The 11,292-nt window shown below is 44.7% G+C and carries 6 protein-coding genes and 1 tRNA gene; 1 reads left to right on the top strand and 6 read right to left on the bottom strand.

All coding sequences use genetic code 11. The features are described from left to right. The 4 genes from MSP8886_RS04130 to MSP8886_RS04110 all read right to left on the bottom strand — a co-directional run. Positions 1-4,459 (bottom strand): two-partner secretion domain-containing protein (locus MSP8886_RS04130; RefSeq protein ID WP_175365259.1); only part of this gene is annotated, 4,459 nt, incomplete at its 3' end. A gap of 74 nt (positions 4,460-4,533) precedes the next feature. Continuing rightward, positions 4,534-6,246, bottom strand: coding sequence for a ShlB/FhaC/HecB family hemolysin secretion/activation protein (locus tag MSP8886_RS04125; protein ID WP_083200787.1), 1,713 nt, complete (start codon positions 6,244-6,246; stop codon positions 4,534-4,536). 513 nt (positions 6,247-6,759) lie between these two features. Next, positions 6,760-6,836: transfer RNA gene (locus MSP8886_RS04115), tRNA-Arg, on the bottom strand. Positions 6,837-7,014: 178 nt separating this feature from the next. Beyond that, positions 7,015-7,308, bottom strand: coding sequence for a putative quinol monooxygenase (locus MSP8886_RS04110; protein WP_067012900.1), 294 nt, complete (start codon positions 7,306-7,308; stop codon positions 7,015-7,017). 188 nt (positions 7,309-7,496) lie between these two features. On the opposite strand from MSP8886_RS04110, the gene MSP8886_RS04105 reads away from it, so the two are divergent. After that, the gene (locus MSP8886_RS04105; RefSeq protein WP_245659023.1) at positions 7,497-8,000 is read left to right on the top strand and encodes a c-type cytochrome; all 504 of its coding nucleotides are present in this window, start codon (positions 7,497-7,499) and stop codon (positions 7,998-8,000) included. Between the two features lie 111 nt (positions 8,001-8,111). Here MSP8886_RS04105 and rep read toward each other — a convergent pair whose 3' ends face one another. Together rep and MSP8886_RS04095 are read right to left on the bottom strand one after the other, a co-directional pair. Then, positions 8,112-10,160 (bottom strand): DNA helicase Rep, encoded by a 2,049-nt coding sequence (rep, locus tag MSP8886_RS04100; protein WP_067012899.1) that lies wholly within the window; start codon positions 10,158-10,160, stop codon positions 8,112-8,114. An 81-nt stretch (positions 10,161-10,241) separates the two neighbouring features. Further along, positions 10,242-11,216 carry a bile acid:sodium symporter family protein gene (locus MSP8886_RS04095; RefSeq protein WP_175365258.1) on the bottom strand — a complete coding sequence of 325 codons (975 nt, stop codon included), beginning with the start codon at positions 11,214-11,216 and terminating at the stop codon, positions 10,242-10,244. Positions 11,217-11,292: the final 76 nt, after the last annotated feature.

The raw sequence follows: 11,292 nt of genomic DNA, 5'->3' as shown, positions 1-11,292 counted from the left end.
CCCCATCGGTATTGCTTACATCACCAGCGATGGTGACGTCCGCTTTATCCGTTGAGACAATTTGACCGTTCGCTGTGCTGTTATTTAGCGTGTTGGCATTTAAAGCAATACCGTTACCCGCTAAGGTGCCTTGGTTATCAACTTTGTTGGTCTGAATCGTCAATGCACCACTTTTAGCGAGTAAGGTTCCGCTATTTGTCATATTCTGGCTGGTAATTTGATTAGTGCCAGCAGCCTCAATGGTAGAAGCGGTATTGGTTAACTCTCCTGCGGCATTCAATGTCAGGTCTTGATCCGTATGGATGAGCGCTCCACCAATATTGGTCACTGCACCCGAAATGGTTACATCCGCCTTGTCCATTGAGAAAATCTTACCGTTCGCCGTGCTATTGTTTAGCTCGTCCGCATTGATCGTGATGCCGTTCCCCGCCAAAGCTCCTTGGTTATTCACGTTACTGGTTTGAACGGTTAACGCGCCATTTTGCGCTAGAACAGTACCACTGTTGGTCAGGTTCTGACTTTGAACATCAAGCCCATTTATAGCTTCGATGGTGGAAGCTGTGTTGGTTAAATCCCCTGTGACGTCTAGAGTAAGATCTTTATCCGCATGGATTAATGCCCCATCGGTATTGCTTACATCACCAGCAATGGTGACATCCGCTTTATCGGTTGAGACAATTTGCCCCGCTGCCGTGCTGTTATTGAGCACATTGACATTTAGGGTAATACCATGACCGGCTAAGGTCCCTTGGTTATCTAGGGTGTTGGTATTAATGGTTAAGTCACCATTTTGAGAGAGTAAGGCTCCTGTATTGGTGACATTCTGGCTATGGATTTGATTGGTGCCAGCAGCTTTGATCGTCGCCGTAGTGTTGGTTAGATCCCCTTGACTTTTTAAAGTCAGGTTATTGGCAGCATGAATCAGTGAGTGATACAGGTTACTCACGGTACCGGCAATCGTGAGAGCCAAGTCACCTGTTGAGATAATTTTACCGTTCTCAGAATGATTATTCAGTTGATCAGCATGGATGGTGATACCGTTACCCGCAAGCACACCTTGGTTATCCACTTGGCCAGTATTAACCATCATACTGCCATTTTGAGCTAAGACAGACCCCGTGTTCGTCAGGTTTTGGCTCTTAACAACCGTTGCATTAACGGCTTCCAGTGTAGAAGCTCTATTGATTAAGTCGCCTGTCGCATTCAGCGTCAGGTCTTTATCCGCATGAATCAATGCCCCATTGGTATTGGTCACGCTCCCCTCAATGGTTAAGTCAGCGTTGTCCGCTGAGACGATTTGGCCTTGCTTTGTTGTATTATTCAGCTGATTAGCGTTAAGGGTCATCCCCTTTCCAGTTAGCAAACCGCGGTTATCCACTGAGGTCGTATTCGCCGTTAATTTGCCATGTTGTGCAAGGATCTCTCCAGAGTTAGTGAGCGTGTGAGTTGTTAAGTCTGCACTTCCGATGACTTCGATAGTGGCATTAGCATTCGTTATATTCCCCTTACCCTCTAACGTCAGATCGGTTGTGGCATGGATGATCGCTCCTTTGCTATTAACAATATCTTTATCTGTCGTTAGTAGCAGAGCGTTTTTCGAAACAATACGCCCTTTATCCGTCATATTGCTAAGGTTGTTAGCCGTTACTTTAATATCGTTTCCGGTTAATGCACCTTGGTTGGTCAACATGGCTGAATCGATTATGAGTGCATCATTTTTTGCTTGAAGCGTCCCTGAGTTGGTGAGGTTTTGAGCGCTAAGATCAACTAATTCTTTTGCCTCTATTGTCGAAGCGGTATTCGTGATGTTTCCAGTAGTGTTCAGGGTCAGGTCTTTATCTGCATGGATGAGCGCCCCAATCATATTGGTCACATCGCCCGAGATAGTGAAGGTCGCTTGATCGGTTGAGGTGATTTTTCCGTTCGCCGTGCTATTGTTTAGTTGAGTCGCAGTGATGGCGATGCCGGTGCCCGCCATAGTGCCTTGGGTATCCACTTTATGAGTCTTGATGGTTAAGGCACCATTTTGAGCTAACACCGTACCGCTGTTGGTCAGATTTTGACTCTTTGCATCAACCCCATTCAACGCTTCGATGGCTGAGCTGGTATTGGTTAAATCACCCGTGGCGTTCAGCACTAGATCTTTATCCGCATGAATCAGTGCCCCATCGGTATTGGTTACGTTTCCTGCGATGGTTAAATTAACCTCGTCTGTTGAGAAAAACTTGCCACTGTCAGTGCTGTTATTAAGCACGTTGGCATTTAGGGCGATGCCATTGCCCTCTAAAGTTCCTTGGTTATCGACTTTGTTGGTCTGAATCGTCAATGCGCCATTTTGGGCAAGTATGGTGCCAGAGTTAGTGACATTTTGACTATTAATAGTCTCTGCGTTAACGGCTTCTAGTGTGGAAGCGGTATTGGTTAAGTCACCTGTGGCGTTCAGTGTCAGATCTTTATCCGCATGGATTAGCGCCCCATCGCTATTGCTTACATCGCCAGCGATAGTGACGTCCACTTTATCCGTTGAGATAATTTGACCCGCCGTCAAGCGGTTATTAAGGGCGTTGGCATTTAGGGTGATGCCATGGCCAGCTATGGTACCTTGGTTATCGGCTTCGTTAGTATTGACTGTTAAGAAACCATTTTTTGCTAACACGGTGCCACTGTTGGCTAGGTTTTGACTCGTAATATCCGCAGCGTTAACAGCTTCTAGCGTGGAAGCAGTATTGGTTAAATCGCCTGCCGCATTCAAGGTTAGGTCTTTATCCGCATGAATCAGCGCGCCATCCGTATTGATTACATTGCCAGTTAGGCTAAGATCCGCTTTATCCGTTGAAAAGATCTGACCATTCGCAGTACTGTTATGTAGTGTGTTGGCGGTCAGCGTTATCCCATTTCCTACGACCAAGGCTTGGTTGTCTACTTGGTTTTCGTGGAGCGTTAGGGTTCCCTTTTGCGCATGAAGGGTACCGGTGTTGACTAGGTGCTGACCGTTAATAAGAGCATCGTTCACGGACTCTATGTCGGCACTATTGGTTAATGCTTGGCTATGGATCGTCAGTTCGTTATCGGAGTGAAGGAGAGCCTTGTCGGTGTTTTGGGTCTGCCCAGTGACATTCAGGGTTAGGTTATCGATACCGTATAGGGCGCCGTTTTTTGTGCTGTTTTGCACGGTGTCGGCTTGAATATTGAGGCGGTTCGCAGCGATCGAACTCTGGTTGATCACATTCGCCGCTTGTACACCCACTTGACCGTTTTGGGACAAGATCTTAGCCCCATCTAGGTTATTAAGGTCACCTTGTGTTTGAATTCCAAGGGTATTAGTCGCTTGAATCGAGGCGTTGTTGGTGCGGTTATTTATGGCATTGGCTTGCAAAGTGATGGCATCACCTAACACACTACCGGTGTTGGTGAGGGTTTGAGCCGACGAGACGGTCAGTGTTTTTGCACTGAGTTTGTTTTGGTTAACCAAGTCGCCCTTCGTATTGAGCACCATGGATTGCGTGGCGGACACTTCGCCCTGCAAGTTCACCCCTAAGCCTTTGTCTGTGCCGATCAATAAAATACGGTTGGCGTACATCCCCCCAATGGCTGCCACATCAAGCGCAAAGGTTGGCGTCTTTGAAGTTTTAGTACTGCTAGGTAGCGCGGAGGGAGTATTATCTTGGTAGTTAACGTGATTGGCGCCGGTGACAATAGCCAGTTTTTTAGCCCATAACTTGCTGTTTAGGCTGACGCTCCGAGCAAGCAGATCCACTTCATCCATGTTGCTGGCATTCAGTCCATCGCCCGTAATGTCGATATGGCCTTCGGCGACATCAAATCCCTTTAATTTACCAGTTGAATCAAAAACAGATTTACCCGTTGTCAAGGTGCCACGGGTGGTATTAATAAAGCCACAGCCATTACACGAAATACCGTTTTGGTTGGCAATGATTAATTCGGCGGATTTCCCCGCGATTTCCATAAAACCATTGAGATCGCTTTTGTTATGACCCAAGACTTCATTGAGAATAATGTTGGCGTTTTTTCCATTGAGGTGACTGTTACCATCCACATAGCCTGCCAATTGGGTCGACACAATTTTGGTGGAGTTATTAAAGATCACCCCTTTTTTCTCGACGTTTAGCTCATTATATTCGTTACGAGAGACCCCAGCGGCAGAAGGCGCATTGATGTTTACAATGGGGACGCCATTGGCAGCGGTATCAAAGGAAGGAGCATGAGTCGTATTTGCAGCCGAGAGTCCTTGTGCTAATAATACCCCAGGCATGGAGAGGTACGACGATATCATGATGAGAGCAATAGGCTTTCGATAACGACGGCAAGGCGAGAGTAAGGAGACGGACAAGGCGGTCGAGCGACGTGATGTCTGGCCTTTAGAAAGCCCCCTATCTTTTCGAGTCGGCCTCCATCGTGAAGCCAAAACAAACAATAAGCGTGTTATGTTGTTTAACATTTTTCCATCCATGTCGCCTAATAGGCTAATCTATCTACCAAAAATAAAAGCACCTAAACTTAGAAGCACTTAAACTAAAAATTCATCGACAGTGAGCCATTCACTTTAAAATCGTTTGATGTGGCATAAGGGCCGTGAGCTAAGAAAGGATTCGATATAAACGCATCGTAAGACAGATGGCCCACCTGCCCCTTAATCCCAATGCTGAGCCCCATCAGGGTTTTACTGGAAATATCGTCACTTCCTCTGCCAGAGACCTGACCCACATCCAGTCCTAAGTAACCCGCGGAGGAAGAGCCCAATAAGGAGACGGGAAGTAATAATTCATTTCTTGAGCGCCAACCATTTTCGGCGCTTAAGGATTCACTAGAAGAAAAACCGCGTACGGTATAGCGGCCACCGTTATTGAACCAATCCATGGAATACAGTGGCGTTGCTGCGTATTGCCACCAAAACTGGCTCGTATAATGGAGGTGTTTCTGGGCAAGCATAACGGGGACCGTCAGTGAAGCACTGAGGCTATAAAAACGATAGTCAGGTTGCGTACTTCCCGATGCCGCCCTAGGATCTACCCCGTCAGAGTGAAACCAAGTGACCCCTTGATGAACACCGAGAGTTAGATCCAGCACCGCTGCGTGAATATATTGTCGATAAGTACTACCGAGATCCAACTCCATCAGGTTATGCCGTTGGATTTTAATCTCGGTATCATCAATAAAGCTTTTTCGTTGACGCCCCTTGACGGCACCAAACCAGCCCATTTTAATGACATTGTTTCTAAATAATACGTGATTCAGCCGAAGCGAATCATTCTGCCCATTACCACTTAAAATAAAATTTCTTACACTGCCGATGGCCTGTTGTTGATAATCAAACTGACTATGGCTGAACGAGATCGTGTTAAAACCTAACGGAATATCCCATGACACACTTTGACTGTTTGACTCGCCAAAAGAACCTTGTCTGGCATACGAGGCGGAATAGTTAAAAATATCTTCAACACCTAGAAAGTTATCGACTGATACGCCTGCAGAAAGGGGGTACTTGCCCGTTGTGTCACTGCCACTGTCATCGACAGACAGGTTCACCGTCCAGGGTTTAGATTGCACCACTTTTGCTACAAGAATACTCGCCCCCTCATAGCTTCCTGGTTCAATTTTGAACTTAACATCTTGTGACTGAAGACGGTTAATTTGCTCTAAACCTTGCTCTATATCCCGCAGGTTCAAGACATCACCAACCTGAAAAGGCAGCGCATTTTGCCAATAAAAACGATACTCCTCAGGAAAGACTATCTTTTCTATCACCCCCTTCGTCACTTTTATATGGAGAACACCAGTGGCGATATTTTGTTCGGGTAAAGTAGCCCTTGATGTCACATAACCATCGTGCAACAGCTTCTGGTTAATCAGACGAATGTATGACTTGATCCCCTTTTGCCCTAGACAACGCCCAATAAGTTTATGAGCTTTCGACATTGCCCATCGCGCGTAAAACCCCTCCACTTGTACTTTTTTGATCAGAAAACAGACGTGCTCTTTAGGCAAATGTCCTATTGACGGTGCTTTAGGTAACTGGATAGGAGGAGAATTGGATTGGGATTTTTGTTCAAGAGTCTTGAGCGCTTGTTGGTCACGCAATTTCCAATCGGTTGAATTCGTCGAGGCGGGCAGTTCTATGCCTCTAACCATACCAGAGGCGAGCATACCCAAGCAGCATAAAACTAGAGAAGTAAAACAGCCTCTGCGGCTCTCACAGCAACGATCCATCAGCTTATAAACATCCATTTACAGAAAACAATAACGTAACAACGAAAAGATTTTGTTTGAAATATACACTTTTTTACAAAAAATGCAAATAAAGGTAAATATATGTAAACATATATTAAACATTGAAAGGCAACTACTTTTCTGAAATTTTTATTAATTATTTCAATAAGATGAATATAAAAAATGATAATATCAACTATATTCATGCTCACTAAAAAAAAGTATGAACTATTTTTTCCTTAATTTATTATCATTCGAATAATGTTAAGCAGTAAAATGAGACTTCATAGACTTTAAAAATGAGCCTCTCTGTATAACCTTTACATAAGTTGCATAGATAGGGCTCTGTAATAGTCAACTCCCGTTGGATGATCACAATTTTTGATAATAAATTTAGTCGAGGCTCACTAATTGCACCTTTATACTAAGCTTAGGTATATAAGAGACTGTAGATATTCTGTAGGCGTGAAAATCAATAATGGAAAAGTCATTGGAAAAAATTTTAAAATCAATAGGTTAGCTATCAAAAGATGGTACGCCCGAGAGGATTTGAACCTCCGACCTTCGCCTCCGGAGGGCGACGCTCTATCCAGCTGAGCTACGGGCGCATTGCGTGGGCTTGTGATCCCTGAAAAAGAGAGTAGCCGCGATGTAATCTTGAGTGGCTATTCTAAAGGAAAATGCTCAATTTTCCAGTACTTAAAGCAATAAACCACAGAGATTCGCTGTTTTTTATTGCTTTATTACCGCATGGCTACCTAGGTAACCGTTAGATCCACACTGCCACTAACCGATTTTATGCAATTCTGTCACATCAAATTGTGCAATGATCGTTTTGGTGACTTCTAAAAAGGTCTTGATGTGGTCGGTTTTCATATGTTCTAACCAAACATCACGATTAGCCCAGCGTTCGAAATAGACAAAACCATCTGGGTTTGTGTTGCTTTGATGAAGGTCATATTGCAAGCAACCGTCCTCTGCTCGGGTCGGTTTAAGGAGCGCTTCTAGCGCTTTTTTTAACTCCTCCCCTTTACCTGAGTGAGCTGTAATATTAGCAACGAGAACGAGTTCAGAAGTCATGTTTGTTTCCTTGTCTTAAGTAGAGCCCTTTGAAGAGTCATCACACTTCATTGTGGCACTTTACAAAGTGTCTCTAGTCAAAAAATAAAGACATACAGCACAGCCAATCAAAAAAGGCGCGAGTATCAGCTCTGCTTTATGTTTTAATAAATGTAACGTGTTTAAGACTGATTTGATAAGGATTCATTGTGACTTTTTCTATCGCTACCTATATAAAACGCTGCTTTGCTCTTAGCGTCACTTGTTTCGCTCTGATGATGGCTTCCCAAGCGAGCGCAATCACCACTAAACAATTAGACGAGATCGCGCAAAGAATCGAACCTGTGGGCGTTGTGTGTATAGAAGGACAAGTTTGCGGTGCTGAGCAGACAAAAGCCATCACCGTTGCAGATAATAAAACCAGCACACCTTCTGTCAAAGCAGAAGCAGAAGCGGAGGCCGCCTATAGCGGACGCGCCCCCCAAAACATTTATAATCGTTATTGCATTGCTTGCCATGCTTCAGGCGCGGCTGGTGCCCCACGCCTTGGTAATGCCAAAGAATGGCAACCTCATATCGCCAAAGGTATGGACACCATGCTAAAAAATGTCATTCATGGCATCGGCGCTATGCCGCCGAAGGGTATTTGCTCCGACTGCACTGACGAAGAGCTAAAACATACCATTCAGTATATGATCAATCAGAGCCAATAGTAACGTTTACAACAATCTATTCTAAAAAGAGAGACGCTCGTTAGCATCTCTCTTTTTAATCCAGTAAATATTAGTGAAGTAATCGACTTTTAGGGCAGAATCAATATTCGCTTAAGAGTTCAACATCGCTTTAAGAGCAGATAGAGAAGCTTTCCCACGCTCTTTTTTAACGCTATCCGCTTCATCGCCACGCCCTTCCCAGACTAAGTCTTCTTCTGGAAGTTCGTCTAGGAATCGACTGGGCAAACAGTCAATCTCTTCACCATATTGACGACGTTTCGCTGCCAGAGTAATACACAAGGTGCGTTTTGCCCGGGTGATGCCCACATAAGCTAAGCGACGCTCTTCTTCGATATCATCGTTTTCAATGCTATTGCGATGCGGTAATAGCTCTTCTTCGCAACCAATCAAAAAGACGTGTGGATATTCTAGCCCTTTGGAGGCATGAAGTGTAAGAAGCTGTACTTTATCTTCGTCTTCTTCCTCTTCTTGTCGCTCCAGCATATCAATCAATAACAGTTTACTTATGGCTTGATCTAACCCAGCTGTTTCGTCTTCTTCCCACGCGGACTCCATCATTCTTTGAATAGACTCGAGCAAGAAACGGACGTTCTCAATACGCCGCTCCGCCATTTTGGTGGAGCTGGATTGCTCTTGAATCCAACTGTAATAGTCCATATCGAAGATCATTTGTTCGATAATGGGTACGGGGGACGCTCCCTCAAGACGCTGGCGTAAGGTCGACATCCAATGGTGGAAATCCTGTAGGCTTTTTAGCGGACGACCAGATACAGACTCTTCAAGTTCGCGGTAACTCGATGCTTCAAATAAGCTGATATTACGCTGAGCGGCCAAGTTGCCCACTTTTTCTAAAGTAGCAGGCCCAATCTCACGACGTGGTAAGTTTACAATGCGTAAAAAAGCGTTATCGTCATCGGGGTTCACCAATAAGCGTAGATAGCCCATCAAATCTTTGATCTCAGCACGGGAGAAGAATGAGGTGCCACCGTTCATTTTATAAGGGATACGATAAGCTTGAAGTTTAATCTCAATTAAACGAGCCTGATGGTTTCCTCGATACAAAATGGCAAAATCTCGATAAGGGATCTCATGACGTAGGTGACGAGACTGAATTTCGGCCGCCACCCGTTCCGCTTCCGCGTCTTCGTTTCGTGTGACCATCACGCGAATAGGATCGCCCTCTCCCAAATCACTCCAGAGGGCCTTATCATAAATGTGAGGATTATTGGCAATCAGGGTATTAGCGGCTTTTAGAATGGTCTTAGTTGAACGATAATTTTGCTCAAGCTTAACCAGTTTCAAGTTTGGGTAGTCGGTTGACAGACGCTCAAGATTTTCTGGTCGTGCGCCCCGCCAAGCGTAAATGGATTGATCATCGTCTCCCACTAAGGTGAAACAGCGACGAAATCCGGCTAATAAACGAATCAATTCATACTGACTGGCATTGGTATCTTGACACTCGTCCACCAGCAAATAACGCACTTTCTTTTGCCATTTGTCCCGTAATGCTTCATCTGCCATCAGTAAACTCACAGGGAGCAGAATCAAATCATCAAAATCCACTGCATTGTAGGCTCGCAGGTAGCGTTGATATTGTGCATACACCTGTGCTGCGAGCAGAAACTCTTCCGTGTCCGCATTCGTGATGGCCTCTTGCGGGGTGGTTAAGTCATTTTTCCAATTCGAGACTGTACTTTGACAATAAGCGGCGGAGTCGGTTTGACCATTAAACTCTTTATCAAGAATCTCCTTGATCAAGCTTAAAGAGTCTTGCGCATCAAATAGTGTGAAGCCTTCTTTGAGTCCTGCCTTGCGATACTCTTTACGAAGAATGTTCAAACCAAGTGTATGGAATGTCGAAATACTTAAACCTCGGCTTTCTTGTTTGGACAACATCCCCACAACACGCTCTTTCATTTCACGGGCGGCTTTATTCGTAAAGGTGACAGCAACAATACTATTGGCTTTAAAACCACAGGTTTGAATCAGGTAGGCAATTTTCGTCGTGATAACACTCGTTTTACCGGAACCAGCACCAGCCAGCACCAACAAAGGGCCATCGATCATTTTTACGGCATCTAGCTGTCGCTCGTTCAGATTTCTCAAACGCTGGGCTATGGATGGAAGGGGCTCACTCATGACACACTCTGGCTTAACGGCGTTAAAATTTCAGTGCTAAGTGTACCTGACTCTGACGATTCTCGCACAAGCTTCCTATCGCTATTTTGTACGTCTTCTTATTGAAAGCACATCCACAGCCTGATCCACGGAAGCGGCCTTAGGACAAGTATCGCTATCCACATCAGATCGCCCCCAATAACTGGCTAACAATGAACCAGAAATATTATGCCAAATACTAAAAATGGTGCCAGGAAGCGCAGCAAGCGGTGTAAAAAACTTAAACGCAAGCGTTACCGCCAAAGCAGAGTTTTGTAAACCAACGCCAAAGGCTATCGTACGGCATACCCGCTTATCAAAGCCAAGCAGATAAGCAACCCAATAGCCCAGCCCGAGCCCTATACCATTATGCAAGATCACAGCGGCAATGACACTAGGGCCTACTAAGGACAAACGAGACACACTTGCTGATACCACAATAGCTATGATTAATATAATCGCAATCATAGAGGCATAAGGAAGAAGTGGCTCCGCCTTACGCACTGCTTTATAAAACAAAGTATTAATCAATACCCCCGCCGCAACAGGCAACAAGATGATTTTTAATACATAAAGAAAATTCGAAACCGTTGGGATGTGGACACTTTGATCAACCATAAATGACATCAAAAGTGGCGTTAATACAACACTCAACAAGGTGGTAATGGCCGTCATAGAGATGGACAAGGCCACATCCCCTTTTGCTAGATAGCACATCACAGCCGAAGAGGTTCCACCAGCCACACTGCCCACTAGCAACATGCCGATAGTAAGATCTTGACCAAAGCCAAAGAAGTAGGCCGCTAAAAAGGCAGCAAATGGCATAATCAAAAATTGTAGTAACACACCAACCATCAAAGCCTCTCGACTTTTTAATACTTTTTTAAAGTCTTCAAGAGTCAGTGTTAGTCCCATTGCCAACATAACTAAGGTTAATAAAGAGACAATCTCGTTTTCAAACCCGATAAACCAAGAGGGTTGGTAAAATGCCACCACACTGAGCAGCACAGCCCATACAGGAAAAAGCCGCAGAAACACTATCTATCTCTCCATACAAAACGATATTTGCTTTGACGCCAGATAATAAAGACACTCGACATTGCCATGCATTTAC

Source organism: Marinomonas spartinae (assembly GCF_900089775.1).
Taxonomy (GTDB): Bacteria; Pseudomonadota; Gammaproteobacteria; order Pseudomonadales; family Marinomonadaceae; genus Marinomonas; species Marinomonas spartinae.
The sequence above is the reverse complement of the archived record's forward strand: the minus strand, read 5'-3'. Positions and strand labels throughout refer to the sequence as shown.

Bases quoted from the DNA above. Each gene is read 5' to 3' on its own strand.
- MSP8886_RS04125 (WP_083200787.1), bottom strand. From the start codon at position 6,246: ATGGATGTTTATAAGCTGATGGATCGTTGCTGTGAGAGCCGCAGAGGC.
- rep (WP_067012899.1), bottom strand. From the start codon at position 10,160: ATGAGTGAGCCCCTTCCATCCATAGCCCAGCGTTTGAGAAATCTGAAC.
- MSP8886_RS04110 (WP_067012900.1), bottom strand. From the start codon at position 7,308: ATGACTTCTGAACTCGTTCTCGTTGCTAATATTACAGCTCACTCAGGT.